The organism is Pseudarthrobacter siccitolerans (assembly GCF_001046895.1).
Lineage (GTDB): Bacteria > Actinomycetota > Actinomycetes > Actinomycetales > Micrococcaceae > Arthrobacter > Arthrobacter siccitolerans.
Window position 1 is genome coordinate 53,771 of the sequence record NZ_CAQI01000030.1, and the last position, 24,913, is coordinate 78,683.

Genomic DNA, 24,913 nt, shown 5'->3' on the forward strand with positions numbered 1-24,913 from the left:
CCGACGGCGGGCGGCCGGGTCCCGTACGAAGGGTCCAGTAAGGAGCGGCATTCCATGCATGCATTTCCTGAACAAGCCTCCGAGCGGCAGGGCGCCACCGCCCACCCGCCCCGCAAGAAGTCCCGGCGCGGGCTGTGGCGTGCCGGGATCGCCGCCCTCATCATCCTGGGGCTGATCCTTCTGTCCATGGCGGTCAACCTGATCCTGGAGCGGACGGAAAAGGCGAACACGCCTGCCTACGGTGAGCGAGTCGCCGTCGGAAGCGGTTTTCTGAACGTCTCCCGGAACGGCCAGGCGGGCCAGCCGATCGTCCTCCTGAGCGGGTTGGGAACGCCGGCTCCTGCCCTCGATTTCCAGCCCTTGATCCGTGAGCTCAACGGCTTCGACGCGATCGTGGTGGAGGGCTTCGGGTATGGCTACAGCGACCCGGAAGCCGGCCCGCGGACCAACGAGAACATCAGCAACGAGCTGCACGAAGTGCTGGCCAAGCTTCAGGTGAAGCAGCCGTATGTGCTGGCCGGGCACTCGATCGCCGGTTTCTACATGCTTGACTACGCCAACCGGTACCGTTCGGAGGTGGCTGCGGTGGTGGGCATCGACGCCACCATTCCGAAGCCCGGGAATGAACCGGTGCCGGACCCGCAGCCGGAGTTCAACTGGCAGCGGGCCCTGGTGGTCTCGGGAGTGTTCCGCGCGGTGACCTCGGTGGCGCCCGGCCTCATCGACCCGGACAGCAAGGCCTATACCGACGACGAGCTGCGGCGCATGCGGATGATGATGAACTGGAATTTCGGCAACCCGGCCGTGGTGGATGAGACGGCCCGGATCGGGAACAACTCCGTTGCCCTTCGCGGTGTGACGTATCCGGACGACCTGCCCGTCCTGGCTTTCGTCGCCGACGAAAAGACCGAGCACACGGCGGAAAAAGCTGCCGCGGCGGAGAACCTGCTGCAGAACGTAAAACGCCACGAGATCGTCAAACTCGAAGGCAACCACTACCTGCACTGGACGCAGTCGCCGAAAATGGCAGAGACTATCCGGACGTTCCTGGGGGGCGGAAATGGGTGATTCGGAACTGACTGAAGTCCGCGGGTTGTATGAGGCCTTGATCGGTGCCTGGAACAGGCGGGACGCCCGGGCAATGGCGGACTGCTTCAGGAAAGGCGGGCTCCAGATCGGGTTCGATGGCAGCACCGCTACCGGACCGGATGAGATCTTCCGGCACCTCGATCCCATCTTCAAGGGTCACGCCACCGCCACGTACGTCACCAAGGTGCGCGAAGTACGCCGGCTCGCACCCGATACCGCGCTGCTGACCGCCATCGCCGGACTGGTGCCCCCGGGCCGGGTGGACATTTCACCGGCAACCAACGCCCATCAAACGCTGGTGGCCGTGCGCGAGGACGGGGTCTGGGGCATCGAACTCTTCCAGAACACGCCCGCTCAGTTCCATGGCAGGCCCGAGCTGGTCAACGCGATGACGGCAGAGCTGCATCAACTGCTTCCAAAGTGAAGCCAACAGCCAAGACTACTTCCGCCGGCCATCGGGCACTTGTATGATGTGGACCGGAGAGCCGGGAAGCCTGGTCGGCCCGTGTGCTGGAAGGCATGCGGCACGCCCCTGGCATCCGCCTTGGGTGTGGTTGCTGCGACCCAAGGAACGGCCATGCATCAAGCACAACCTCCCGTCATCCACACCGCCGGCCTCGTCAAAAGGTTCGGCGGCACTGCCGCGCTTGCCGGTCTGGACCTCTCCGTCAGGCCTGGCGAAGTCCACGGCTTCCTCGGTCCCAACGGAGCTGGAAAATCCACCACGCTGCGCATCCTGCTGGGCCTGATCCGCCCCACATCCGGTAAGGCACGGGTGTTCGGCATGGACCCGTGGGCCGAGCCGGTGCGCGCACACCGGGACATAGCGTATGTCCCCGGCGACGTGACGCTGTGGCCCAACCTCACCGGCGGCGAAGTGATCGACCTGCTCGCCGGGCTTCGCGGCGGCGCGGACGAGGGCCTGCGCCGGCAGCTGATAGACGAGTTTGACTTCGATCCGCGGAAAAAGGCGCGGACCTATTCGAAAGGCAACAGGCAGAAGGCGGCCCTGATCGCGGCGTTTGCCAGGCCCGCCCGCCTCTATTTACTGGACGAACCGAGCTCGGGCCTGGATCCGGTGATGGATGCCGTGTTCCGGCGGCATGTCCGCCGGGTCACTGCGGACGGGGCAACGGTACTGCTGTCCAGCCACATCCTGGCCGAGGTGGAACAGCTGTGTGACAGGGTAACCATCATCCGGTCCGGTGCGGCGGTGGAGTCCGGGACCCTGGCGGAACTTCGGCACCTGACGCGGATCCGCTTCCGGATAACTTCAACGCTGGCGCCGGAGGTGCTGGCGGCCCGGCCCGGCATCCATGACCTCCGCAGTGACGGGGGTTCCACAGTGTTCGACGCCGACCCCGCCCACCTCAGCTCTGTCCTGGCGGACCTGGCAGCGGCCGGAATCACGGGCATCACGGCGGCGCCTCCGTCCCTGGAGGAGCTGTTTATGCGCCATTACGGCGAGCAAGCTGCCGGCCGGGAGAGCCGGGTAAGCCTGAAAAGCGGAAAGGGCCAGGCCCTGTGATGGGCGCCGTTTTGAGGCTGGGCCTGCTCCAGGCCCGCCGGGACCACGGAGTGCTGGCCGCCTGGATCCTGGGCATCACCGGAATTGGCTATGCGGCTGCCACCGCCATCACCACGCAGTTCAGTGCGGACAACGAGCGCGCGGCCCTGATTTCCACGGCCGCGGCAAGTCCCGCCTTCCTGTTCCTCCGGGGGCTCCCGGACGGCATCAGCACAGGGGCGGTGACGTTCTTCCAGGGTTTTTCGTTCACCGCAGTCCTGGCTGGGCTGATGAGTACGCTCCTGGTGGTCCGGCACACCCGCGCGGATGAGGACCAAGGCCGCCTGGAACTGGTGGGATCCACCCCGGTGGCCAGGACGGCGTCCCTGCTGGCGGCCCTGCTGCTCAGTGTCTGCGCCAACGGAATCCTGGCCTTGGCTGTTGCCGCCGGCTTCATCGGCGCGGGGCTCCCAGTTGCCGGATCCTTCCTCGCGGGCGCAGCCGTGGGCGCCGTGGGCCTGTTCTTCGCGGCCGCCGCCGCGGTGGTGGCCCAGGTTATGCCCTCGGGCCGCAGCGCGAACGGAGTTTCCGCCGCCGTGGTGGGTGGTGCCTACCTGATACGGGGCGCAGGTGATGCCCTCGGCACGGCCGACAGCTCGCTGCTGCACGTCACCGCGGCCTGGCCATCCGTGCTCTCACCCATCGGCTGGGGCCAGCGCATCCGGCCTTTCACGGACAGTGATCCCGTGCCCTTGCTGATACTCACCGCCGGGGCAGTGATCCTGGCTGTGGCAGCTGCAGCACTGCAGAACAGCAGGGACCTGGGCGCGAGCTACATTGCGGCAGACGAATCAGGAGCGGAACGGGCGCGCTCCGGCCTGGTCTCGATGCTGGGGCTGGCATGGCGTCTCCAGCGGGGAACCCTGGCAGGATGGAGCGTGACAGCCGGAGTGCTGGGCGTGGTGGCCGGCGGGCTGGGCCCGGTGATCCGGGATGCCCTGGCGGGAAATCCGTCCGTGGCGGAATTGATGAGCCGGCTCGTGCCGGGCGAAGCGGCCATGGTGGACCTCTTCACCGCCGCCATGCTGGGCCTCGCGGGGATCATGGCTGCCGCGGCCGGCATCCAGGCCGTGCTGCGGCTGTGGACGGAAGAGGCTGAAGGGCGGGCTGAACTGCTGCTGGCGGTTCCGGCGTCGCGGCTGCGCTGGATAGGAGGATCGCTGGCCGTCGCGGCAATCTCGACGACGGCAGTCGCCGCTGCGGCGGGAGTCTCGGCCGCCGTCGTGCTCGCCCTGGTGCAGGCGGGCGGCAGCAGCCCCGGGATGGTGCTGGCCGGCGCCCTGGCGCACGTCCCGGCAGCGCTCGTTTTCCCTGCCCTGACCGTGCTCGTGTTCTCGGTCCGGCCCCGGTGGGCGGGACCTTTTGGCTGGAATTCCCTGGCGGGAGCACTGGTCCTGGGACAGTTTGGCGGATTGCTGGGGCTGCCTGCCTGGCTCCAGGACCTGAGCCCGTTCCGGCATTCGTCAGGGATGCCCGTTGAAGCCTTCAACCTTGACGGCGCCCTGCTGATGGGGGTCCTTGCTGTGGCTGCGGCGGCAGCAGCCGGCCGCCTGGTGCGGGAGAGGGATCTGGCCGTCTGAAGATGGCATATGACTTGACTGCCTTTGGACGCTCCGTTAGATTGCGAAAGCATTTTCTTTGAGGGGGACAAATGGAAATCCAGGCAGCCACAAACAGTGGCCGGTGGCGTACTTATCTCTGATAGCCGTTCCGGTCATTCGCGTCCATTGCGCCTTGGCAGAAGTTTTGGTAACGGCTGTTTCCCGTTTACCACATGTTTACCCGCTGCTGAACCCAGCGCCGATTCAAGCCGGGCAAATTCACCTGCACGGCAGCATTGCTGTACCGGAATGAGCAATAGCAAAAGAAGCGTACTTAGTAAGTCTATCGACTTTATTAAAGGTGCTATGCTCCTCTAGGTCCTGCCGAACAGTGCAGCGACTTACATGGAAAAATAATGGGGGAAATATGCTGGCAGCGACTGCAGGCAATGTAAGCAGCACAATGGTGATGGCCCGTAACAAAGTGGACGGCATGATTGTCAGGTACGACGGATGGTTTCTCGTGCTTCTTGCTGTGCTGATGGTATTGGCCTTCGCGCTGCTGGCAGCAATGGCTATCTGGTGCCTTTCGCAGGGCAAGGGACGCTTCACTGGCAATTGGCAGTGGAGCCAGTGGGGCGTCTCCGTCCTGGTCGAATGCCGCTAGATCTGTCATAGCGTGAACGTCATGGTGACGCGTTCTGCAGCTGCAGGGCGCGCCACCATGGTGAAGCATGAAAGGGGAATATCAATGCTTCTCAGCGTCAAAAATCTGGACTACTCGTACAACTCCCGCAGCCAGGTGCTTCACGGCGTCTCCTTCGACCTTGCCGGCGGCCGGATCGTCGGCCTTATCGGCCCTAACGGATCCGGCAAATCCACCCTGATCAAGGTCATCCTTGATCTGCTGAAGCTGCAGCGGGGCGCTGTTGTCATCGCAGGCGGCAGCAACCAGGACCGCAAAGCGAAGATGGCGTCGATTTATCTATCGAGCAATGACTACCTGCCGGAGTTCCTGAGCGGCGAGGAGTACTTGAGGTTCATGCACGGGCTGTACGGCGAGGAGCTCGACGTGGACGAAATGACGCTGCAGTTTGAACGGTATTCAATGCGCGGCCGGCAGCGGGACCTGATTGAGGACTACTCGCACGGGATGCGGAAAAAGGTCCAGCTGATCGCCGCCCTGATGCTAAAACGTCCGCTCACCGTCATCGACGAAACCCTGAACGGCGTGGACCTGGACGCCGTCTACACCTTCGAGGCGGACGTCCGGAAGCTCGCAAGCGAGGGGCGGTCCGTGCTGCTGTGCAGCCATGATTTCGGGATGCTCGAAAACGTGGCGGACGAGGTGATGGTGCTGAACATGGGCGCCCTTGTCTCGAAGTCCAGCACCAGCGAAATTCTTGCGGACAACGGATCGCTCAGCAGCCTCGCACGTGAACTCGTCCAGGCTATGGACGCCCCTCAGTGAGCATTAAGAGTGTTCTTCTGCTGTCCAAAATGTTCTGGCACTTCATCGTCCGGCGGGTCCTGGGAAGGGGGCTCCTGAGGAGCCGAAGCGTCCAAGTCTCCGCCCTGCTCCTGGTGGTGCTGGCCTTCGCCGGCTTCTGCTTCATGAGCTACGTGATCATCCGGCAGTACCTGGGCGGAACCGGACTGCTGGATCCGATCCTCCAGGTCGCCAACGCCTCCGTGGGTTTTTGGGTCCTGATCGTCTATACGCTGATACGGGTTCTTTTCCTCAAAGCCGATGAACTGCTGCGCCTTTCGTTCAGCCTTCCCGTGACGAACAAGGAGCGCACGCTCGCGTTCACCCTGTTCGAGTCCACCATCGTCCTGTGTCTCACGGTTTTCATCTTCGGCGCCTTCTCACTCTCCACGGTGATTCTGGAGGGTCAGCGGTACATCCCCATGGTCCTGGCCTCCATCTGGTTCCCGGCCATCACCACCTACCTGGTGCTGAGCCTTGGATACTTCCTCCTGGAACGCCTGCTGCTGGCGGCCGGCCTGGCCCGGCTGCGGGGCCTGCTGGTCCCCATGGTGCTCGCGCTTGGCCTGGCCCTCGCCTTCCCGTATTCCACCGAACTGAGCAACCGCATTGTTGAAAGCTACTTCTACGGGCAGACGTTCTTCGCCCCGCCCCTGGTCTACGCGGCAGTCCAGGACCGGTATGGGCTGGGGGCCGCAGCTGCTGTCTTCGCAGCCGCTTCGGCTGTATTGCTGCTTCTCATAGTGGCTGCTGCGCCCCGCAGTTACGTTGCGGTGCGGCGCTTCTTCAAAGTCCTGCCATCGTCCCTGGCCGGCACCAAGTTCGGCGCCTACCTGCTCGTTCTAGTCCGCAGCTTCGAGACCACCGTTGCGGTGGCGTTTATGGTCATCTACACGGTGTTCGCCGTGTTGCAGAACCTCGTGCTGCCGCCCTTTGTCCTGGTGCTGATCACGTTCCAGGGAATATACGCCTACTCCAACTCGGAACCGCTCCGGAGGTTGTCGGCCTATTCAGGGGGGCCCTTCCGGAACTACCTCTGCCTCGTGGGATCGCAGGCGGTCCTGTTCCTGGCCATTGCCCTGCCCACTGTTGCCGCGGCACAGTTTCAGGGCATTGCCTTCGGTACCAGCCTGATGATTGTGGGATTTTGCCTGGGCAACATCCTGATTTCCACATTGATCGGCATAGCCTTCCCGCCGGAAAAGGGAAACCCCTTTACCGTGCTGATGGGAGTAGTCCTCACATTGATTGTTGTGATGACCGTGGCCTTGGGATTGAACATCTTCAACCTCAGCATGACGCTCAATGCACTCATATTTTTACTGCTGAATGCAGTTGTTGTTTTTTACAGTATTTTGGGCATGAAAAGAATGGAGAAGATTAACCGCAATGAAATGGCTGCTTAAATCCCTGATGGGACTCACGGTTTCTTTCGTCATCACCATGGCTGTTGTTGTGGTGGCATTTATGCTGACCATGTTTTCCGCTTCCGAAGTAGGCGTGAGGAAATCCGGGCTGTTCGGATCCCTGTTTTTTGAGCCGCACCAGCTTGAGAACGGGGCAACCGGTTTGGAATTTGGCGTGTCCAACGCACTTCCCATTTTCATCATCTTCCTGGTGCTGACCGTTTTCGCCATCGCCACCACCGTGATGCTTGACCGGCTGAAGGCGTACAAGAAGGCTCTCCAGCAGCAGGGCGCTACCCCTGCCTGAGGTCGCAGCCCGGGACCTCACCTTCGGGTACGTGCTGCGGGCAATAATCCGCTCCTGCCGGTTGCCCCTGGCCGCAGTGCTTCTGGCGGCAGCCGCCTGCAGTCTACTGGGCCTCATTCTGGCCCACCTGTATCTCGCCGAAATCGCTCTCTGGCTATTGGCTCATTTCGTATGCCTGCTGGCCGGGTTTGTCATTCACGAAACGGCGCACGCCTATGCTGGCAGGATGTGCCGGGGCATTGCCGCATTCAGGGTGGAGAGCACCATGTTCCGGTTTTCCCTTCAGCCCGTTGGCTTCCTCTTCGGGTGGCAGGTCGCCCTGATAGCCATCACCGGTCCTCTGGCTGCCGCCCTGGCTGGGTGCCTTCTTTTCGCCGCGGCTCCCGGGTTGTCCCTCCATTATTGGTTCTGGCTGCATCTGGCTTTCCTGACGCCCCTGTTTGGCGATGGCAGAAGCCTCCTCATCGGGCTGCGCGGTTTGCGCGCCCGCCGGCAACTGTTCAGTGTGAACGGGTAAGTCGGAGGTGGACCTAAAACCCGTGCATTCCCGCCCAGTTACTTCCGCCCGGCAGCCGGACAGGTGGCCCGCACGCCGTCCTTTTCCGCGCGGCGCTGTGCCGGACTGGGGGGCAACTGGGGTGGAATGCGCCGGGTTTCGACAGGCCCAACCACCGGCCGTTGAACGTACGACGGCGGCCCCTGCTTTGCGCTATCGGGTGGCAGGCAGGGGCGTGAGGACCATGTCATCCGCCTTGGGCAGCACATGCTTGAGGCGGTGCCGTGCTTCCCGGGTGACCTGGTCAGCGTCAGCCAGCGTGAGGCCGTCGTCCATGACCAAAGTGGCAGCGCACTGCAGGCCGTGGCCAGACCAGCGCAGCTTGAACCGCGGCACAGCCAGGACGCCCGGCGTGCCCTCGAGCGCTTTCCGGGACGCCTCCACCAGGTCCGGCCTGCTGCGCGAGATGTCATTTGACGGCAGTCCCAGGCCCCGACACTGCCGCGAAGTGGCATCTCGCGCAGGTTCTGACGCTCGGGCGGCCCACCCAATCTCCACTCTGCGTCTTGCGCGACAGTCCGTCAGTGTGCCTACTATCTAATTAGTAACCCTACTTACTAATTGACCCGGCCGGGTTTCCACGACCCGACCGGCAGTCAGTGGAAACGAGTGACGATGACGGAGAACCAGTGGCCTGAGGCTTCTGCCGGAAGCCCTCTCGACCAGTACGGAAACACGCCGACCCATGCTTCGGCGGAGCCGGAAACCTACGTCACCAAGAAGGATGCGGCAAAGGAGGAGACGTCGAAGATCGCCGGGGAGGCGGCCGGTGTGGCCCGCAATGTGGCCCAGACCGCCAGGCTCGAGGCCGGAAACGTCGCCACCGAAGCCAAGTCGAGTGCCCAGGATCTGCTGCAGCAGGCGAAGCGGGGCGTGAGCAGCCAGGCCGGCGAACAGCAGCGGAAGGCCGCCGACGGGATCCGCAGCTTGTCCAGCCAGCTGCACGCCATGGCTGACTCCCCGGAACAACAGGGAATGGCCAGTGACCTGGTCCGGGAGGTTGCCGGCCGGGCGTCCTCCGTTGCGTCCTGGGTGGAGGGCACGGAACCGTCCGCGATGCTGGCTGACGTCCAGTCCTTTGCCCGCCGCAAGCCGGGCACCTTCCTGCTCCTGGCAGCCGGGGCGGGGATCCTGGCCGGCCGGGTGGCCCGAGGGCTGAAGGCCGAGACCCCGCACGCCCAACGGACAGTCCGGCCAAGGCCTGAGCAGGCCCCGGCTGCCGGAGCAAAGGCTCCGTCGTGGGGCGCTGAACCTGTCTACCAGGACCAGGCGGCCGCAGCTCCCACTTACGGCGAAACCATTTACGGAGAGCCTGCCCGTCCGTCCTACTCAGGCACGGAATCGGGCGGTGTGCCCCTGAAGGATCCGGACGACCCGTTCAGCGATGTCCGGGCTGCGGAGCGCCAGCCGTAAGCCAGAGCTGAAAAACCAAAAAACACGATCAACCAGAGGACGAATCCCATGAAGAAACTGCTCTTTGCCCTGCTTCCCATCATCATCAGCCGGGTCCTGCAGGCCCGGAAAGCCAAGCAGATGCGCGCCGGCCAGGCCCGCCCGCCGCGTAACCGCCGCTTCTAGGTCAGGAACGCACGACGGCGGTTCGGCGCCAGGCGCGGAACGCCCTCAGATGAGACTCGGCTGGCTGGACAGGATGTAGTCCACGGCCGCCGGGCCCTTCATGCCCAGGCCGGGGCACACCTGCCGGCCGCCGTTGGGGGTTTTCTTGTATCCGGAGTCCCTCATGGCGGCCCAGAAAGCAGCATCAGCGGCCGGCTGCTCCTGGTTGAGGAAGCACCAGCTCAGGTACACCCCGTAGATCTCGTCTTCGCGAAGTCCTGGCTGGTTGGCGGGATCGTTGATGATGCACTCGGCCAGGAAGCGGCGGTAGCTGGGGACAGTCATAGTCTTGGTCCTCGGAGTAGAGCCTGCTGGATGTGCCTATGCGCCGCCGTCGTCAACTAATTCCCGCGGCGCTGTGGCTGGTTCGAAGCAGCACCCACGATGGATGGGTCCAAACGCAAAAATGCGTCACAGGTATCCGGCTCAGGGCGCAGCCAGGGGATCGTGCAGCTTGTGTATCGGTCCAGGTGGAAGGTTTGGGAAGCGAGCGGAACCCACGGTGCTCCCCGCCTTTGTTCTGACCATTCCTGGGTGCTCGCTTTCGTGCCGGGGACATGAGGTGCCCGGACGCGTGGGGGACGCGGCCGGGCGGGCCCGGGCAGGAGGGGGGTCCTGCCCGGGCGGTCTTAGGGGTTTACTTTGCTGAGACGGCGTTCTGTCGGCTTTGCTGGAAGGCGTCCCAGGCGGCGTAGCTGCCGTCGAGTTCGACGACGTCGTATCCGGCCCGGCGCAGGGCGCTGGCTGCGACGGAGTTCCGGACGCCGGACTGGCAGTAGGTGACGATGGTTCCGTCGGTGGGGAGCTTGTCCAGGTGCCACATGATCCGGCCGCCGCTGAGCTGGTACGAGCCGGGGATGTTCCCGCCGATGTGTTCGCTGCGATTGCGGACGTCCACGACCATCGCGGCGTCAAAGCCCTCCAGCTCCTCGGGCTGGATCAGCTTCGGGGCGGTGGTGGGGAGTCCTTCGATGCTGGTGACGTAGCCGGCGACGTTGTCGATGCCGACCCGAACCAGGTGGTCCCACATGTCCTGCGCAGCGTCCTGGTCCTGGGCGAGGAGTACCAACGGGTTCTTGTCCGTTTGGGGGTTCACGATCCAGGCGCCGTAGCTGGCGACCGACTTCCCGGCCGGCACGTTCAGGGAACGGGCCACGGTGCCTTCGTGGACTTCGCTGTTGGGGCGGGTGTCGATGAACGTGACTTTGTCCGCCGCCAGGTCCTTTGCGACGTCAGCGGTGTCCAGTTCCTTGAGCGGAGCGCGTTCGCCCATGACGGCGGGGCCTTCACGGTTTTCGCGCTTCATCCGGCCGAAGTAGGCGTGGGCGTCGGGCTGGCCGTCCAGGAGTTCGTCGATGAAGCCCTGCTCGTCGTTGGCGGCGAGGTAGGGGCCCCACCAGGCGTAGAGCCGCTCGTAACCCACGGTGGAGGACGGGATGGCGCCCAGTGCCTTGCCGCAGGCGCTGCCGGCGCCGTGGGCGGGGTGGACCTGGACGTAGTCCGGCAGGGTGAGGAACCTGTCCCGCAGGCTGGCGAAGAGCTGCTTGGCGCCTTCGAAGCGGGTGTCGATGCCGCCGGCTGCCTCGTCCAGCAGGTCGGGACGGCCCAGGTCGCCCGAGAAGACGAAGTCACCGGAGAGCAGGTAGCCGGGCTGGTCGCTGAACGCACCGTCGGTGATTAGGAAGGACAGGTGCTCGGGGGTGTGGCCCGGGGTGTGCACGGCCTGGATGCTGATGTTGCCGATGGTGATCTTGTCGCCGTCGTAGAGGCGTTCGCCGTCGAATTCGTACTGCCAGTCCGGCCCGCCCTCACCGGAGACGTAGATCTTCGCGCCGGTGGCGGCGGCGAGTTCCCGGGTGCCGGAGAGGTAGTCGGCGTGGATGTGGGTTTCGGTGACGGCGACGATCTTCATGCCGTTCTTCTCAGCCAGTTCCTGGTAGACCGCGATGTCGCGGCGGCCGTCGACCACAATGGCGGTGCCGTTGGCCTGGCAGCCGATCAGGTAGCTGGCCTGGGCGAGGTCTTCATCGTAAATGCGCTCGATAAGCATCTGGGGATCTCCTTCAGGGAGTGGGTGTCTTGGGGGATTGATTCAATCGGAATACCCAACGGGGTATTTAGGGAGGGGCCTGCGCCGTTCTCCTGTTCGCTTGGGTCAGGCGGTGACAGTGCCGGCGGTGACCCAGGCCGCGGTGGCGAAGATGAGTACCGCGAATGAGATGCGGATGTGCTTGTCTTTCAGGCGGCGGGCCAGCCGGGCTGCGACGACGGATCCCAGGATGGCCGGGACGGCGAATGCCAGGGTGGTGGCCCATTCGATGGTGTAGCCAGCGGCGTGGGCGCTGAGTCCTGCAGCGGAGTTGATCACGATGATCACCAGCGAGGTCCCGACGGCCTGTTTCATGCGCAGGCCAAGGAAGATGGTCAGCGCAGGCGTGATCAGGAAGCCGCCGCCTACTCCGAGCAGTCCGGTGAGGAACCCCACGAGCAGCCCCATGCCGACCGCCTTGGGGGCGCAGGAGCGGAAGGCCCGGCGTGGCCCCGTGCTGCAGGATCCCTCCGTTTCACGGGTCCTCATGAGCATTCTGATGCCGGCTGCAACCATGATCACGGCGAAAGCGAGCATCAGGATGTTCGGGTCCAGCAGTTTGCCCACCGCCGCGCCGCCCCAGGCTGCCGGAACCCCGGCACCCCCGACCAGTGCGATTACGGACCAGTTCAGGCCATCCCGGGCCCTGGGCAGCAGGGCGGCAAGCGAGGATACGCCCACTACCAGCAGGGACGTCGGAATCGCCTGCGCCGGGGTCATGCCCACCCCGTATACCAGGGCCGGCACGGCGATGATGGACCCGCCGCCGCCCACAACACCCAGGACAATGCCGACGACGAGCCCCAGAGCCAGGGCCGGAATCATGCCGCGGCGTCCTCAACAGTCTGCAGGGGAAGCTGCAGGATGGCGCTTTCGCGGGTGGGCTCCTTGGCGGCCTTGTTCCACGGCATGGCCGAGAGGGCCTGTCCCATGGCGCAGGTGTTGGTCGCCGCCGAGAACGTCAGGCCGGTCCCGATGACCCCGGCAAGCGTCCGGATCTTCGGAGAGACGAACTTGCCGCCTGCCAGGCCCAGAACCACGAGGGACCCGGCCACAAGGCGGACCTGCCGCTCAAGGTCCCAGCGGTCTTTGCCCTTGACGACGTCCCCACCGGCGGCAGCGAAACCGGGTGCGCCACCGGTCAGTACGCAGGCAGTGTCGATTCCGGCCTTTGCAAGGCGCTGGCGGGCCTGCTCGGCGCGCACGCCGGACTGGCAGACCAGGACCACGCGGGAACCCAGCCGGGCGGCGAGCTCATCGGTGTGCTCTGAGAGAAGCGGCAGCGGCACGTTGTAGGAGCCGCGGATATGCAGGGACTCAAACTCAGCGGCGGAGCGGACATCGATCACTACCAGGTCCTGGTGCTCCTTGAACCAGGACTGGAGGGTTTCAGGGGCGAGTGCGGTAACGGCCGGTGCCGTGGAAGGGGAAGTCATTGGTTGGCCTCTCGGAAGGGGTCGGGGGGATACCCCACCGAGTATTGCAGATACCCTCGGGGGTATGTCAAACACCCTGGGGGGTATATCATGGAGGGGAGCAATCGACCTTTGGAGAAACCCGTGGAACTCAATCCTTCAGAACTGACCCCTGTCATCAACCGGCTCAAGCGCGCTCAGGGCCAGCTGTCCGCTGTCACCCGCATGCTTGAAGAAGGCCGGGACTGCAAGGATGTCGTAACCCAGCTCGCAGCCGTGTCCAAGGCGCTGGACCGGGCCGGGTTTGCCATCATCGCCACGGGCCTGGAGCAGTGCATTCGCGAAGACACCATCATGGACAAGAAAGAGCTCGAAAAGCTCTTCCTCTCCCTCGCCTAATCAGGCCAGCTGTCGAGCAGCCTAAGGAGAACCCTGACATCTGCAACGTCGAGGTGCGCCGGAACAAGGATGCAGAGATGACCACGGTTGAAGCCATCGACCCTCAGGCAATGGACCAGCTCAGCGCCGCCCCATCAGTCAAGGAAGTAGCCGACGACGCCGGCACCCGCCTCCGGAAGGCCCTCGCAGCCCTGGGTTAAGCGGCGAAGTAGAGATTTTCGTGCAAACAGCGGTTCCGCCGGGCACTCCACGTGGACATCCTCACCTGCGGCAACAGCACGCGCTGTAGCAGGCATGGAAATCCCGCCGGGGATGGCCAAGGGGATACTGCGGGCAGTTCATGGGTCTTTTGACTACTGCTCGGTAGCGCGTTCACACACAGCATATTGATAAGTAAACTTAGCAATATGTTGTGGACAGCTGCTAGTCGATTCCGCTGCGGGAATGTCCCGACAGGAGGTGGATGGCGTGGATGAAGAGACTGAGCGGCGGCGTGAACTTGCTGCCGTGGTCCTTGCTGGATTGGACCCGACCATCGCATGGCCGGCTTATTTCGGGCGGCGCCGGTGTTCGGAGTTTGAGTTGTCCGCATATCTTTATGGGGCCCTGGCCCTGCCGGAGGCTGATTATCACATCAGTGTTGGCCCCGTCAGTGAAGGAATCGACGAGGGCAGCGGCCCGCTATTTACAACGGAACCGAGTGCAGGGAGCGTCGGGCACTCTGTCGACGACGGGCGGCAGGTGGCCAACGAAGATGGTCTGGCGGCGCTGGGAGCCGCCGGCCGGTCACTGCTTAGTCCTGAACGGGCAGAGACAGAACGGTTGCACTCGCTAAACGAGACCGGTCTGCTGGGCTCAGGGGCGGAGGAAGTCTATGACCAGGTTGTGGTCGCCGCCAAGGAATACTTTGGCGTGAGTACGGCGTCCATGTCGCTTATCGCCGAAGACGCCCAGTTCCTGAAGTCCGCGGTGGGTTCACTGCGAGAGGAAACGCCCCGGGAGATCGCTTTTTGTGCGCGGACGGTGGAGGCCAACTCGATGCTGGTCATCAATGACACGCATGCCGATGACCGGTTCGCGGCTAATCCGCTCGTAGTCGGGGAGCCATTTATCCGCTTCTACGCCGGCTACCCTTTACATGGACCGCGCGGCTGGAACATCGGAAGTCTTTGCATCATCGATCAGGAACCCCGGGCATTTCCCGACTCCGAGCAAAAGGTGCTCCGGGCGATGGCCGCCGTCGTTCAGAACCGCATAGACGCCGGAAGGTAGCAGAAGTCCTTAGCTCCGCTCGCTTCGCCGGCAGCCAAAACAATGGAGGGAGAGGGGACGCTGGCCAGTCACCTAAGGAGTCTCCCGGCTGCTTCGATTCACCCGGCGTTGCGGGGCGCGAACATGATGACGGCGACGCCGAGCAGGCAGATCGCTGAACCCACAACATCCCACCTGTCGGGCCGGAAACCGTCAAAGGCGATGCCCCAGAGCAGCGACCCGGCAACAAACACCCCGCCGTAAGCGGCAAGGATCCGGCCGAAGTGGGCATCGGGCTGCAGCGTGGCAGCGAATCCGTAGATGCCCAGGGCAATAACGCCCAGGCCCGCCCACCACCAGTCCTTGCCTTCCCTGACGGACTGCCACACCAGCCATGCGCCGCCGATCTCAGCGGCGGCAGCAAATATGAACAGCAGGATGGTCTTCGCGATAGTCACAGGTCCCATCATGGCAGGACGTGCCGGCCGTTATTCAGACATGGGGGGGAGCGGCGTTCGATAAGGAGGGTGTCACGCCACTGGCCGCTGAGCGGCCCGTGGGTCATCCGGGCGATGCGCCGGCGCCTTCCCACAATCGAGAAGCCGTTGGCCAGGTGCAGCTTGAGGCTGGCTTCATTCTCTGGGAAGACGCTGGCCTGGATGGTCCAGATGCCCTCGCTTTCGGTGGAACGTATGAGCGCCTGGAGAAGGGCTTTGCCGGCACCCAAACCGCGGGCGGCCGCGGCAACATACACCGAGTGCTCCACCACTCCGGCATAGACGGCCCGGGCGGAGACCGGCGAAACGGCCGCCCAGCCCAGCACGCCGCCGTCGGCTGAAGCGGCGATGAGGCGGTGCTGGGGGAGCCTGGACTGGTCGAAGTACTCCCAGTCCGGGGCGGAGGATTCGAACGTCGCGAACCCGGTGTCGATGCCCTCCTGGTAGATGCCTTGCACCTGCGGCCAATCGCCGGGCTCCATCGCCCGGACGGTCAGGGTAGAAGTCACAGGTTTGCCAGGAGGTTGGCGGTGCGGTCCAGGGCGCCGGGAGCAACCGAGAAGTAGGCCCAGGTTCCGCGTTTTTCGCGCAGCAGCAGCCCTGCTTCCACCAGGACTTTCAGGTGGTGGGACACCGTGGGCTGGCTGAGGTCCAGGGGATCGGTGAGGTCACATACGCAGGTGGATCCGGAGGGGGAGGCCTTGATGATGGAGAGCAGCCGGAGCCGGTTGGGGTCGGCCAGGGCCTTGAAGACCAGCGCCTGCTGTTTCGCTTCCTTCGCGCCCAGGGCAGGCTCTCCTGCAGGCGGGCAGCAGGAGGTGTCGGTGGCCGGATCCAGAACAGGCAATGTCATCTACCCATTATGCGCCAATATCGATCATCATCAATGCATGGATGGGCCCAGAGGAGGCAGGCTAGGAACCGGACTTGCCAGCAGGGTGCGGGAGCACGACGTCGTCCGCTGCACGGCCTGCGGCGGGGAAGAGGAGGAGCAGGAGGACCAGGCCTGCTGCCGCGCCCACCAGCTGGGCGATGACGAATGCGGGAACCGAACCTGGGGCGATGCCGGCGAACGTGTCGCTGAAGATCCGGCCCACGGTCACGGCGGGGTTCGCGAACGACGTGGAGGACGTGAACCAGTAGGCGGCTCCGATGTAGGCGCCGACGGCCGGCGCTGCCAGGACGCCCCGCTTCGTGGCGGCGAGGGCGAAGATCAGCAGGATCAGGCCTGCAGTGGCCACCACTTCGCCGAGCAGGTGCCCGCCGGTGGCGCGGTCCTTGCCGGAGATGGATGTCCCCACTTCAAACATCGCGTTCGCCACCACGCTGCCGCTGACAGCACCCAGGATCTGGGCGGCCACGTAGGCTCCCAGCTCGGGCAGGGCAAGGCCGGTGCCGCTGCGCCGGCCCAGGATCCAGTCCGCCAGCGAGACCACGGGGTTGAAGTGCGCCCCGCTGACGGGTCCGAACACGAGGATCAGGGCGGTCAGGCCCAGCACGGTGGCCGTGCTGTTCTGCAGCAGCTGCAGGCCCACGTCGTTGGGCGAGAGCTGCTGGGCCATGATCCCGGACCCGACGACGATCATCACCAGCAGGCTGGTCCCCAGGAGTTCGGCGACGGCACGGCGCCACAGCGGCGGCTGGTTTGTAGTCATGGCATCAAGCTTGACGCAAGGAATTACCTCAGTCAAAATTGAGGCAATGAAAACTGAGCCAGCAGACGCATTCCAGTCGAGGGTGGCCAAGCACGCCGCCCTCGCCGATCCCGCCCGGCTGCGCATCGTGGACCTGCTGACCCTGGGGGATTTCTCTCCCACCGAACTCCAGGCTGAACTGGGCATGCCCTCCAACCTCCTGTCCCACCACCTGCGCGCCCTCGAGGGAGCCGGCCTGGCAACCCGGCACCGCTCCGAAGCCGACAAGCGCCGCAGCTACATCCGGCTCGCCGCCGGCGCCCTGGACGGCCTCGCTCCCGGAGTCGAGCATGGGGCCAGCCGCGTCCTGTTCGTCTGCACGCACAACAGCGCCCGCTCACAGCTCGCCGCCGCGCTCTGGGGGCAGGTCAGCGACATTCCTTCCAGCTCAGCCGGGACGCGCCCGGCGGAGCGCATCGCGCAAGGAGCCATCGACGTCGCCCGCCGCCACGGCGTGGACCTGCCGGAGGTTCCGCCGCGCAGGCTAGGCGCTGTTGCCGGCGGCGATTTTGTGGTCACTGTCTGCGACAACGCGCACGAGGAACTCCCGGCCCTCCGTGCCACCCACTGGTCGGTGCCGGATCCCCTGCGGATCAACACGGAGGAGGCCTTCGAGTACGCCTTCAATGACATTTCCCGCCGCATCAGCGATCTCGCGCCCCGGCTGCACGCCGCCTGAGGCGCCGCTCGCACCCTCGGCGGTAAAGCCGTGCGGGAAAGAACTGCCGCCATATATTGACAACCATCAATGAATAGCCCGATACTCCATACATCGATCAACATCAATATTGCTGCAGATGTGTGGGACGGCTTCACCAGACCGATCCACCCAACTGATCCAGGAGAACCCCGTGAGCACCGAAACCGCCAAGAAGCCTTCCGTCCTGTTCGTCTGCGTCCACAACGCGGGCCGTTCCCAGATGGCTGCCGCATTCCTCACCACGCTGGGCAAGGGCCAGATCGAGGTCCGCTCCGCCGGGTCCCAGCCCGCCGAGAAGATCAACCCCTCCGCCGTGGAAGCCATGGCCGAGGTGGGGATCGACATGTCTGCGGAGGTTCCGAAGGTCCTCACCACCGAGGCCGTGAAGGAGTCCGACGTGGTGATCACCATGGGCTGCGGCGACGAGTGCCCCTACTTCCCGGGCAAGCGCTACGAGGACTGGGTGCTGGAGGACCCGGCCGGCAAGGGCGTCGAGTCCGTCCGCCCCATCCGTGACGAGATCAAGACCCGCATCGAGGGCCTGATCGACTCCCTGATCCCCGCCGCCAAGTAGCCCTGACCCTGAGGAACACGCTATGAGCAACGAACAGCTGATCATCATCGGCTCCGGCCCCGCCGGCTACACCGCCGCCATCTACGCCGCCCGCGCCGGCCTGGAACCCCTGGTACTGGCCGGATCGGTCACCGCCGGGGGCGCGCTGATGAACACCACCGAGGTGGAGAACTTTCCCGGCTTCCCCGGCGGGATCCAAGGTCCGGAGCTGATGGACGGGCTGCAGGAGCAGGCCGAGAAGTTCGGCGCCAAGGTGGTGTTCGACGACGTCACTTCCGTTGATCTCCAGGGTCACCTGAAGACCGTGGTCACCGGCGGCGGCGAAACCCATCAGGCCCCGGCGGTCATCCTGGCCACCGGTTCCGCGTACAAGGAACTCGGACTGCCGGAGGAAAAGAAGCTTAGCGGCCACGGCGTCTCCTGGTGCGCCACGTGCGACGGGTTCTTCTTCCGTGAGCAGGACATCATCGTGGTGGGCGGCGGCGACTCCGCCATGGAGGAAGCTACGTTCCTGACCCGCTTCGCGAAGTCCGTCACCGTCGTCGTCCGCCGCGAGGAGCTCCGCGCCTCCCGGATCATGGCCCAGCGGGCCAAGGACAATCCGAAGATCAGCTTCGCCTGGAACTCCGCCGTCACCGCGATCCACGGCGACGCGAAGGTCACCGGCATAACCCTCACCGACACCCGCACCGGGGCAACCCGTGAGCAGGCTGCCACCGGCATTTTTGTCGCCATCGGCCATGTTCCGCGCACCGAGCTGCTGACCGGGCAGGTGGATTTGGACGAGGACGGCTACATCAAGGTGGATTCACCCACCACGGTCACCAACATCTCCGGCGTTTTCGCCTGCGGTGATGCCGTGGACCACCGCTACCGGCAGGCGATCACCGCGGCCGGCACAGGGTGCGCCGCGGCCCTGGACGCCGAACGCTACCTCGCCGCCCTGGACGACGCGGACAGCATCGCCACCGCGTTAGTCGAAGAACCCAGCCACGCCTAAACCGGGAACAGGGAAGGGGGTGAATCTCATGACCAACGGATGCTGCGGCGACTCAGGTTGCTGCGACGACGAGGACTGCTGCTAACCCCTTATCCCCGGGCGCCTGCCGGCCCCACCCCAGCCTGCAGGCGCCCCCCGGACAACAAACCGCACCACCACTACGGATGAAAGAGGACACCATGGATGCAGCGAAGAACCTCCCGGTCGCCGTGATCGGCGCCGGCCCCGTGGGCCTGGCCGCCGCGGCCCATCTGCTCGAACGGGGCCTGGAGCCGCTGATCTTTGAAGCCGGCACGACGGCGGGCGCGGCCATCGAGCACTGGCGCCACATCCGTCTCTTCTCACCGTGGCGGTTCAACACCGACCCCGCGGCCGTCCGCCTCCTCGAAGCCGCCGGCTGGGAAGCGCCCCGGCCCACCGCGCTTCCCTACGGCGGTGAGCTGATCGACAACTACCTGGCACCCCTGGCCGCGCTGCCACAGATCCAGTCCCGCCTGCAGACCGGTGCGCGCGTCACCGCCGTCACCCGGCAGGGTATGGACAAGACGCACATCAGGAACCGCGACACCACACCCTTCACCGTCCGGGTGGAACATGCCGACGGTGAAACCCGGGACCACACCGTGGCAGCAGTCATTGACGCCTCCGGCACCTGGTCCACCCGCAACCCCCTGGGCACCTCGGGCCTGCGGGCCATCGGCGAAGAAGCAGCACAGGACCGGATCTCGGCGCCGCTGCCCGACGTCACCGGCCGTGACCGTGCCGCCTTTGCCGGCCGCCGCGTCCTGGTGGTCGGTGCCGGCCACTCTGCGGCCAACACCCTGATCAACCTCGCCGACCTCGCCAGGGAAGAGCCGGACACGCGGATCCTGTGGGCTGTCCGGGGTGACTCAGCCGCGAAAGTATACGGGGGCGGCGACCTTGACGGGCTGCCTGCCCGCGGCCAGCTCGGCGGCCGGGTCCGCCGGCTGGTGGAGGCCGGAAAGATCGAACTGCACACCGGCTTCGGGATCAGCTCGATCAAGTCCCTGGACTCCTCCGTCACCGTCGGCGCGGTGGACGGCCGCACCATCGAGGCCGACGTCGTGGTTCCCTGCACCGGATTCCGCCCGGACCTGGACATCCTGCGCGAGCTGCGCCTCAACCTGGACCCCGCCGTCGAAGCGCCCACGGAGCTGGGCCCGCTGATCGACCCCGAATTCCACTCCTGCGGCACCGTCCCGCCGCACGGCGCCAAGCTGCTGGCCCACCCGGACAAGGACTTCTACATCGTGGGCATGAAGTCCTACGGCCGGGCCCCCACCTTCCTGCTCGCCACCGGTTACGAACAGGTCCGCTCCGTCGCCGCCGCCCTCGCCGGGGACCAGGAATCAGCGGACACCGTCCACCTCGAACTCCCCGAAACCGGCGTCTGCTCCACCGACGCCGGGACCAGCTGCGACGTTCCGGCACCTGCTTCGCGGGCGGCGGACACGGAGTCCGGATGCTGCGCGGCACCCGAACCGGTGCTGGTGGGCTTCCCGACAGGACTGGCCCACGGCCGCTCCGGCACCAACAACTAACCCGCCGTCCCAGTTGCAAAGGAAAGAAACTACTTATGACACAGGAAAAGACTCCGTCCGTGCTGTTCGTCTGCAGCAAGAACGGCGGCAAATCCCAGCTCGCTGCCGGCCTCATGCGTGACCTCGCCGGAGACAAAATTGCTGTCTATTCGGCCGGCACGAAACCGGCCAAGGACCTGAACCCGCAGGCGGTGGAGTCGCTGATTGAACTCGGCATCGACGTCGCCGGCGAATACCCCAAACCGGTCACCGGCGAGGTCCTGGACAGCGTGGACGCCGTCATCGTCCTGGGCACCGAGGCCAAGCTTGAACCGGTCGAGCGCAAGCGGTTCGAAATCTGGGAAACGGACGAACCCTCGGAGCGCGGCATCGAAGGCATGGAGCGGATGCGCCTGGTCCGGGACGACATCAAGGCACGGGTCCGGGCACTCTACACGGAGCTCAGCGGGGACTGATCATGTCCGCCCCGGCGCCGGCGCCTCCCCATTGAGGGGTGCCAATGCCCAGTGAGGAATGGCCGGACGGTCCCATCATTCTCGGCGTCGACTGGAACTTCTCGGAGCACCTGATCAGGACTGCTGAGGCCTTGGCGGCCGCCCTGAAGGTCCATCTCGTCTGCGCGTTCGTCGACCCTGCCAGCTACCTCATCGAATGGGAACCCGTGAACCAACGCGTAGCTCTATCCCTGGACCCAAGCATCAACGAAGAAGCCGAATTTCCGTCGGGGGAGCTGCAGGCAAAGCTTGAAGCCATTCTTGGGAAGCCGGGAGACAGGTGGTCCTTCCGTGTCCTCAACGGTGACGTCCCCAAGGCCCTCAACCGCTTGGCCGAAAACACCCATGCAGCTTTGCTCGTTGTTGGCGCAGGCCGGAAAGGAACCCTGGCTTGGCTGGACAGAACCCTCGAAGGCCCGGTGGCTGAGGCGCTTGCTCACCGCCAACAGCGGCCCGTCCTCGTCGTCCCTGAAGGCCGGTAGGACCGCCCGGCACCCCCACAACATCACTTGGTGACCAGTTCGTCCCCGTAGCCCGAATCGCACTTGCCGTCGTGGATCACGCCGTTCCCGTCAGCCACCACGTAGTTGTCGGGGGGATCAAACACCACCGTCCGCACGCCCGTGACTTGCCTCGTGCAGCGGCGGGCAAACTCCGCGCTTTGGTCCTCGCCGCCAATCCACACGTCCAGCCAGATGGAGGCATCCCCGAATTCTTCGGCGCCGGTGTGGCACGGACCCTCCTCGGGCGTGGGGCCGTCCCCGCAGGTGTCCTCCACGATGACGTAGCGGCGCAGATCCGGCACGTAGATGCGGGTGCCTGGCGGGTAATCGAGGATCTGCTGGCCGGTCGCCAGTGAATGCCCGACGGCGATGGTCACCGGATCGTCGTAGGTTCCCCTTCCGCCGGCCGACTGGTGGATCACGGGGTGGCTGATGACAGGCGATCCGGCAGGGGTGTTGTCGAACCAGGTGTAGGCCGTCAGGTACACCTTGGTACCAGGCCCGCTGGTTGTCGCGCTGGCAGTTTCCGTCTCTGACGGCGGCGGAGAGGGCGGGGCCGAACAAGCGCCAGCCGCCAGGATCAACGCCAGCGCCCCGGCCAGCGGGAAGAGTCTCTGACGCAAACGGCCTCCTTCGCCTGCCACCCGGTACAGGCGGAGGGCCTCAGCCGCCCGCCCATGATGCTGCTGAGAATACCTGCCTAACCTGTAAGCGGGCTGCTAATTTTCCTGCCTATGTGGAAAGCCGGTCAGTACGACGGCGGCGCTCACCTTCCAGAGGCACAGGGCGGGTTCGGGGATCAGCGGGAGGAGTCCGGCGTGAGCCGTGCGTCGAAGTGGCGCCGGTAGTCCGTCGGAGTGGTGGAAAAAGCCGCCGCGAAGTTCTGCCGCAGGGTCACGGCGCTGCCGAAGCCGCAGTCTGCGGCAACCTGGTCGACGGACAGGTCGGTGGTCTCCAGCAGCCGGCGCGCGGCGTCCAGCCGTCGGCTCCGGATCCAGGCCGACGGCGTGGTCCCGGTAGTCGCCCGGAAAGACCGGACGAAGGTCCGGCGGCTCATGTGCGCCTGAGCGGCCAGGCGGTCAACATCGAGGGGCTCGCCCAGGCGGCCCAGGGCCCATTCGAGCAAGCGCGCGATCGGGTCCTCGGAGGAGCGCGGCGGCAGGGGATGCTCGATGTACTGGGCCTGGCCTCCTTCCCGGTGCGGGGCAATGACCAGGCTCCGGGCCACCTGGTTTGCGGCATCCGCTCCCAGGCGCGTCCGGACCAGATGGAGGCAGGCGTCGAGCCCTGATGCCGTGCCGGCCGACGTCAACACGTCGCCGTGGTCGATGTAGAGCACTGTCTGGTCGAGGACAACATCGGGATGCCGGACGGCGAGGGAATCGAACGCCTGCCAGTGCGTGACTGCCGTGCGCCCGGACAGCAGGCCGGCATCCGCCACCGGGATCGCGCCCAGGCAAAGGCCCATGATGGTCACCTCCCGCTGGTGCGCCCGCTGGAGCACCCGGCGCAGTGCCTCGGTAGGTGCGCGGCCGTCGTCGAACCATGAAGGAACAACGACGACGTCCGCCTGGTCCGCAGCGTCCGGGCCCTGGATGCCGCCCAGCTGGTACCCCTCTGTGGTCCGGACCTGGCCGGCCTGGTCAGAGAACAGGACGGTTTTCCAGTCACCGAGTCCCTGCCGGGCCACTTCGTCGAAGACCATCTGGGGGACCGCGAGGTGGAACATCGTGACGTCGTCGAAGGCGTACACGGCGATCCGCATGAGGCCCTCCTTTTCATTCTGGCCTGAATCCATCGTATATGGGCATACGTGCCACTGGTGGCGGCCGCCAAGAGCACGAAGGATGGAAAGGTACCCACCAACCGCTATCCGGGAGAACACCCATGAGCACCCCTCGCCGCGCCCTTATCCTCGTTGACGTCCAGCAGCAGTACTTCGGCGGACCCCTGGAGATCCAGTACCCGCCGCACCAGGAGTCCCTGCCGGTGATCGCGAAGGCCATTGACGCTGCCACTGCTGCAGGCTTCCCCGTTGTGGCCGTCCAGCACAGCGCCGGCGAAGGCGCGCCGGTCTTTGCCCCCGGTACGCCGGAATTCGAACTGCACCCGGAGATCGAACGCCGCCGGACCGATGAGTGGAAGAGCCTCGTGAAGAGCTATGGCTCCGTCTACGCGGGCACGGACCTGGCCGGGTGGCTGCGCGAGCGCGAGATCGATACCGTGACCCTGGCCGGGTACATGACCAACAACTGCATCCTGGCCTCGGCGGTTGAAGCGGAGTTCCTCGGCTTCAACACCGAAGTCCTCTCGGACGCCACTGGCGCCATCAACCTCGCCAACGATGCCGGGTCCGCCGATGCGAAAATAGTGCACAGCACCCTGCTGGCATTGCTGAACTCTAACTGGGCCGCCGTCAGCACCACCGATACATGGGCAGCAGCCGCTGAGGCCGGGGAGGCGCTCGCCAAGAGCGATCTTGGCAGCTCAGCAATAGCCGGAGCGGCGCAGCAGGTACGGGTCTAGCGGACTGTCCCGGCTCCCCGGAAAGGGGCGAGCCGTGGCACCCGGCCCAGTGCCGCCGTCGTCCGCGTTCGTCATACTGGTCCTATGCAGGCGACGACGGTGCTGGTGGAGGGCGAGAGCGACAGGATTGCTGTCGAGGCGCTGGCGTTTCGCGCTGGCCATGACCTCGCGTCCAAGCGGGTCAGCGTGGTGCCCATGGGCGGCGCAACCAGCATTGTCCACTTCCTTCACCGCTACGGCCCCGACGGCGAGCGCCACCGGCTGCTCGGCCTGTGCGATGTGGGGGAATCGCCGGGTATCGCCCGGGCGCTCGCGAGGGCAGGCATCGGATCGGGTCCGCTGGATGAGCTGGGGTTTCACGTTTGCGAGGCCGATCTGGAGGACGAGCTCATTCGCTGCCTCGGCATCGATGCGGTCCTCAACGTCATCGCCGGCCAAGGCGAGCTTGCGTCGTTCCGGGTCCTTCAACAGCAGCCATCCCAGCGGGAGCAGCCCGTTTCAGCACAGCTCCGGCGGTTCTTCGCGGGACGCAGCGGCAACAAGATCCGCTACGCCCGGCTGCTCGTCGACGCCTTGCCGCCGGGACAGGCACCCCTACCGCTGGCCCGGCTTGTCGCCTCCTTCTGAAAGTCCTGCG

General features: G+C 65.3%; 31 protein-coding genes and 1 pseudogene. 21 read left to right on the top strand and 11 right to left on the bottom strand.

Annotated elements, in window-relative coordinates; genetic code table 11:
- Nucleotides 1-54: 54 nt before the first annotated feature.
- From ARTSIC4J27_RS04325 to ARTSIC4J27_RS04365, 9 genes are all read left to right on the top strand, one after another.
- Nucleotides 55-1,068 carry an alpha/beta fold hydrolase gene (locus ARTSIC4J27_RS04325; RefSeq protein ID WP_050053990.1) on the top strand — a complete coding sequence of 338 codons (1,014 nt, stop codon included), beginning with the start codon at nucleotides 55-57 and terminating at the stop codon, nucleotides 1,066-1,068.
- A complete protein-coding gene (locus ARTSIC4J27_RS04330) occupies nucleotides 1,061-1,513 on the top strand; it encodes an SgcJ/EcaC family oxidoreductase (RefSeq protein WP_050053991.1) in 453 nt (150 codons plus the stop codon). The genes ARTSIC4J27_RS04325 and ARTSIC4J27_RS04330 overlap by 8 nt, the downstream gene beginning before the upstream one ends.
- Nucleotides 1,514-1,666: 153 nt before the next feature.
- On the top strand, nucleotides 1,667-2,617 hold the full coding sequence (locus tag ARTSIC4J27_RS04335) for an ABC transporter ATP-binding protein (protein ID WP_050053992.1): 951 nt from the start codon (nucleotides 1,667-1,669) through the stop codon (nucleotides 2,615-2,617).
- Nucleotides 2,617-4,236 carry an ABC transporter permease gene (locus ARTSIC4J27_RS04340; protein ID WP_050053993.1) on the top strand — a complete coding sequence of 540 codons (1,620 nt, stop codon included), beginning with the start codon at nucleotides 2,617-2,619 and terminating at the stop codon, nucleotides 4,234-4,236. Before ARTSIC4J27_RS04335 ends, ARTSIC4J27_RS04340 begins: the two co-directional genes overlap by 1 nt.
- Before the next feature lie 388 nt (nucleotides 4,237-4,624).
- Nucleotides 4,625-4,864 (top strand): hypothetical protein, encoded by a 240-nt coding sequence (locus tag ARTSIC4J27_RS04345; protein ID WP_050053994.1) that lies wholly within the window; start codon nucleotides 4,625-4,627, stop codon nucleotides 4,862-4,864.
- An 84-nt stretch (nucleotides 4,865-4,948) separates the two neighbouring features.
- Complete coding sequence (locus ARTSIC4J27_RS04350) at nucleotides 4,949-5,668, top strand: ATP-binding cassette domain-containing protein (protein WP_050053995.1); 720 nt, start codon at nucleotides 4,949-4,951, stop codon at nucleotides 5,666-5,668.
- A complete protein-coding gene (locus ARTSIC4J27_RS04355) occupies nucleotides 5,665-7,092 on the top strand; it encodes a hypothetical protein (RefSeq protein ID WP_050053996.1) in 1,428 nt (475 codons plus the stop codon). Before ARTSIC4J27_RS04350 ends, ARTSIC4J27_RS04355 begins: the two co-directional genes overlap by 4 nt.
- Entirely contained in the window at nucleotides 7,076-7,399 is a 324-nt protein-coding gene (locus tag ARTSIC4J27_RS04360; RefSeq protein ID WP_050053997.1) for a hypothetical protein, read from the top strand. The genes ARTSIC4J27_RS04355 and ARTSIC4J27_RS04360 overlap by 17 nt, the downstream gene beginning before the upstream one ends.
- 61 nt (nucleotides 7,400-7,460) lie before the next feature.
- The gene (locus ARTSIC4J27_RS04365; protein ID WP_152683772.1) at nucleotides 7,461-7,916 is read left to right on the top strand and encodes a hypothetical protein; all 456 of its coding nucleotides are present in this window, start codon (nucleotides 7,461-7,463) and stop codon (nucleotides 7,914-7,916) included.
- Between the two features lie 192 nt (nucleotides 7,917-8,108).
- Here ARTSIC4J27_RS04365 and ARTSIC4J27_RS22720 read toward each other — a convergent pair whose 3' ends face one another.
- Nucleotides 8,109-8,339, bottom strand: coding sequence for a cation transporter dimerization domain-containing protein (locus ARTSIC4J27_RS22720; RefSeq protein ID WP_050053999.1), 231 nt, complete (start codon nucleotides 8,337-8,339; stop codon nucleotides 8,109-8,111).
- A gap of 231 nt (nucleotides 8,340-8,570) precedes the next feature.
- Between ARTSIC4J27_RS22720 and ARTSIC4J27_RS04375 the strand changes: the two genes are divergently transcribed.
- Nucleotides 8,571-9,368 carry a hypothetical protein gene (locus tag ARTSIC4J27_RS04375; protein WP_050054000.1) on the top strand — a complete coding sequence of 266 codons (798 nt, stop codon included), beginning with the start codon at nucleotides 8,571-8,573 and terminating at the stop codon, nucleotides 9,366-9,368.
- A gap of 210 nt (nucleotides 9,369-9,578) precedes the next feature.
- On the opposite strand, the gene ARTSIC4J27_RS04380 is transcribed toward ARTSIC4J27_RS04375, so the two are convergent.
- The 4 genes from ARTSIC4J27_RS04380 to ARTSIC4J27_RS04395 all read right to left on the bottom strand — a co-directional run bounded on the left by ARTSIC4J27_RS04380 (nucleotide 9,579) and on the right by ARTSIC4J27_RS04395 (nucleotide 13,097).
- On the bottom strand, nucleotides 9,579-9,857 hold the full coding sequence (locus tag ARTSIC4J27_RS04380) for a hypothetical protein (protein WP_050054001.1): 279 nt from the start codon (nucleotides 9,855-9,857) through the stop codon (nucleotides 9,579-9,581).
- Nucleotides 9,858-10,209: 352 nt separating this feature from the next.
- Nucleotides 10,210-11,622 carry an MBL fold metallo-hydrolase gene (locus tag ARTSIC4J27_RS04385; RefSeq protein ID WP_050054002.1) on the bottom strand — a complete coding sequence of 471 codons (1,413 nt, stop codon included), beginning with the start codon at nucleotides 11,620-11,622 and terminating at the stop codon, nucleotides 10,210-10,212.
- A 105-nt stretch (nucleotides 11,623-11,727) separates the two neighbouring features.
- On the bottom strand, nucleotides 11,728-12,486 hold the full coding sequence (locus ARTSIC4J27_RS04390) for a sulfite exporter TauE/SafE family protein (RefSeq protein WP_050054003.1): 759 nt from the start codon (nucleotides 12,484-12,486) through the stop codon (nucleotides 11,728-11,730).
- Nucleotides 12,483-13,097 carry a rhodanese-like domain-containing protein gene (locus ARTSIC4J27_RS04395; protein ID WP_050054004.1) on the bottom strand — a complete coding sequence of 205 codons (615 nt, stop codon included), beginning with the start codon at nucleotides 13,095-13,097 and terminating at the stop codon, nucleotides 12,483-12,485. The genes ARTSIC4J27_RS04390 and ARTSIC4J27_RS04395 overlap by 4 nt, the downstream gene beginning before the upstream one ends.
- Before the next feature lie 123 nt (nucleotides 13,098-13,220).
- Here ARTSIC4J27_RS04395 and ARTSIC4J27_RS04400 point away from each other — a divergent pair, with 123 nt between their 5' ends.
- The 3 genes and pseudogenes from ARTSIC4J27_RS04400 to ARTSIC4J27_RS04410 all read left to right on the top strand — a co-directional run bounded on the left by ARTSIC4J27_RS04400 (nucleotide 13,221) and on the right by ARTSIC4J27_RS04410 (nucleotide 14,747).
- Nucleotides 13,221-13,475 carry a metal-sensitive transcriptional regulator gene (locus ARTSIC4J27_RS04400; protein WP_050054005.1) on the top strand — a complete coding sequence of 85 codons (255 nt, stop codon included), beginning with the start codon at nucleotides 13,221-13,223 and terminating at the stop codon, nucleotides 13,473-13,475.
- Between the two features lie 41 nt (nucleotides 13,476-13,516).
- Nucleotides 13,517-13,675 (top strand): annotated as a pseudogene (locus ARTSIC4J27_RS04405) (DUF302 domain-containing protein); the annotation flags it as partial.
- A gap of 268 nt (nucleotides 13,676-13,943) precedes the next feature.
- Complete coding sequence (locus ARTSIC4J27_RS04410) at nucleotides 13,944-14,747, top strand: GAF domain-containing protein (RefSeq protein ID WP_050054006.1); 804 nt, start codon at nucleotides 13,944-13,946, stop codon at nucleotides 14,745-14,747.
- A 98-nt stretch (nucleotides 14,748-14,845) separates the two neighbouring features.
- Here the strand turns inward: ARTSIC4J27_RS04410 and ARTSIC4J27_RS04415 are convergent, their stop codons facing one another.
- From ARTSIC4J27_RS04415 to ARTSIC4J27_RS04430, 4 genes are all read right to left on the bottom strand, one after another.
- Complete coding sequence (locus ARTSIC4J27_RS04415) at nucleotides 14,846-15,184, bottom strand: YnfA family protein (RefSeq protein WP_050054007.1); 339 nt, start codon at nucleotides 15,182-15,184, stop codon at nucleotides 14,846-14,848.
- An 8-nt stretch (nucleotides 15,185-15,192) separates the two neighbouring features.
- Nucleotides 15,193-15,705, bottom strand: coding sequence for a GNAT family N-acetyltransferase (locus ARTSIC4J27_RS04420; RefSeq protein ID WP_050054043.1), 513 nt, complete (start codon nucleotides 15,703-15,705; stop codon nucleotides 15,193-15,195).
- A gap of 23 nt (nucleotides 15,706-15,728) precedes the next feature.
- The gene (locus ARTSIC4J27_RS04425) at nucleotides 15,729-16,076 is read right to left on the bottom strand and encodes an ArsR/SmtB family transcription factor (RefSeq protein ID WP_050054008.1); all 348 of its coding nucleotides are present in this window, start codon (nucleotides 16,074-16,076) and stop codon (nucleotides 15,729-15,731) included.
- Between the two features lie 61 nt (nucleotides 16,077-16,137).
- Complete coding sequence (locus tag ARTSIC4J27_RS04430; protein WP_050054009.1) at nucleotides 16,138-16,878, bottom strand: aquaporin; 741 nt, start codon at nucleotides 16,876-16,878, stop codon at nucleotides 16,138-16,140.
- Between the two features lie 46 nt (nucleotides 16,879-16,924).
- Between ARTSIC4J27_RS04430 and ARTSIC4J27_RS04435 the strand changes: the two genes are divergently transcribed.
- The 6 genes from ARTSIC4J27_RS04435 (at nucleotide 16,925) to ARTSIC4J27_RS04460 (ending at nucleotide 21,729) form a co-directional block, all read left to right on the top strand.
- A complete protein-coding gene (locus ARTSIC4J27_RS04435) occupies nucleotides 16,925-17,596 on the top strand; it encodes an arsenate reductase/protein-tyrosine-phosphatase family protein (protein WP_050054010.1) in 672 nt (223 codons plus the stop codon).
- A 172-nt stretch (nucleotides 17,597-17,768) separates the two neighbouring features.
- Nucleotides 17,769-18,191: an arsenate reductase ArsC gene (locus ARTSIC4J27_RS04440; protein WP_050054011.1), complete on the top strand. Its 423-nt coding sequence runs from the start codon at nucleotides 17,769-17,771 to the stop codon at nucleotides 18,189-18,191.
- Between the two features lie 22 nt (nucleotides 18,192-18,213).
- Complete coding sequence (gene trxB, locus ARTSIC4J27_RS04445; RefSeq protein ID WP_050054012.1) at nucleotides 18,214-19,191, top strand: thioredoxin-disulfide reductase; 978 nt, start codon at nucleotides 18,214-18,216, stop codon at nucleotides 19,189-19,191.
- A gap of 179 nt (nucleotides 19,192-19,370) precedes the next feature.
- Nucleotides 19,371-20,753, top strand: coding sequence for an NAD(P)-binding domain-containing protein (locus ARTSIC4J27_RS04450; protein ID WP_050054044.1), 1,383 nt, complete (start codon nucleotides 19,371-19,373; stop codon nucleotides 20,751-20,753).
- A gap of 35 nt (nucleotides 20,754-20,788) precedes the next feature.
- Nucleotides 20,789-21,208, top strand: a complete 420-nt coding sequence (locus ARTSIC4J27_RS04455) for an arsenate-mycothiol transferase ArsC (protein ID WP_050054013.1) — start codon at nucleotides 20,789-20,791, stop codon at nucleotides 21,206-21,208.
- A gap of 44 nt (nucleotides 21,209-21,252) precedes the next feature.
- Nucleotides 21,253-21,729 (top strand): universal stress protein, encoded by a 477-nt coding sequence (locus tag ARTSIC4J27_RS04460; RefSeq protein ID WP_050054014.1) that lies wholly within the window; start codon nucleotides 21,253-21,255, stop codon nucleotides 21,727-21,729.
- 23 nt (nucleotides 21,730-21,752) lie between these two features.
- Here ARTSIC4J27_RS04460 and ARTSIC4J27_RS04465 read toward each other — a convergent pair whose 3' ends face one another.
- Together ARTSIC4J27_RS04465 and ARTSIC4J27_RS04470 are read right to left on the bottom strand one after the other, a co-directional pair.
- A complete protein-coding gene (locus ARTSIC4J27_RS04465; protein WP_152683774.1) occupies nucleotides 21,753-22,373 on the bottom strand; it encodes a hypothetical protein in 621 nt (206 codons plus the stop codon).
- A 176-nt stretch (nucleotides 22,374-22,549) separates the two neighbouring features.
- Complete coding sequence (locus ARTSIC4J27_RS04470) at nucleotides 22,550-23,515, bottom strand: GlxA family transcriptional regulator (protein ID WP_050054016.1); 966 nt, start codon at nucleotides 23,513-23,515, stop codon at nucleotides 22,550-22,552.
- A 122-nt stretch (nucleotides 23,516-23,637) separates the two neighbouring features.
- Between ARTSIC4J27_RS04470 and ARTSIC4J27_RS04475 the strand changes: the two genes are divergently transcribed.
- Together ARTSIC4J27_RS04475 and ARTSIC4J27_RS04480 are read left to right on the top strand one after the other, a co-directional pair.
- The gene (locus ARTSIC4J27_RS04475; RefSeq protein WP_050054017.1) at nucleotides 23,638-24,276 is read left to right on the top strand and encodes a cysteine hydrolase family protein; all 639 of its coding nucleotides are present in this window, start codon (nucleotides 23,638-23,640) and stop codon (nucleotides 24,274-24,276) included.
- A gap of 84 nt (nucleotides 24,277-24,360) precedes the next feature.
- Nucleotides 24,361-24,903 (top strand): TOPRIM nucleotidyl transferase/hydrolase domain-containing protein, encoded by a 543-nt coding sequence (locus tag ARTSIC4J27_RS04480; protein ID WP_050054018.1) that lies wholly within the window; start codon nucleotides 24,361-24,363, stop codon nucleotides 24,901-24,903.
- The last annotated feature ends 10 nt before the right edge of the window (nucleotides 24,904-24,913 follow it).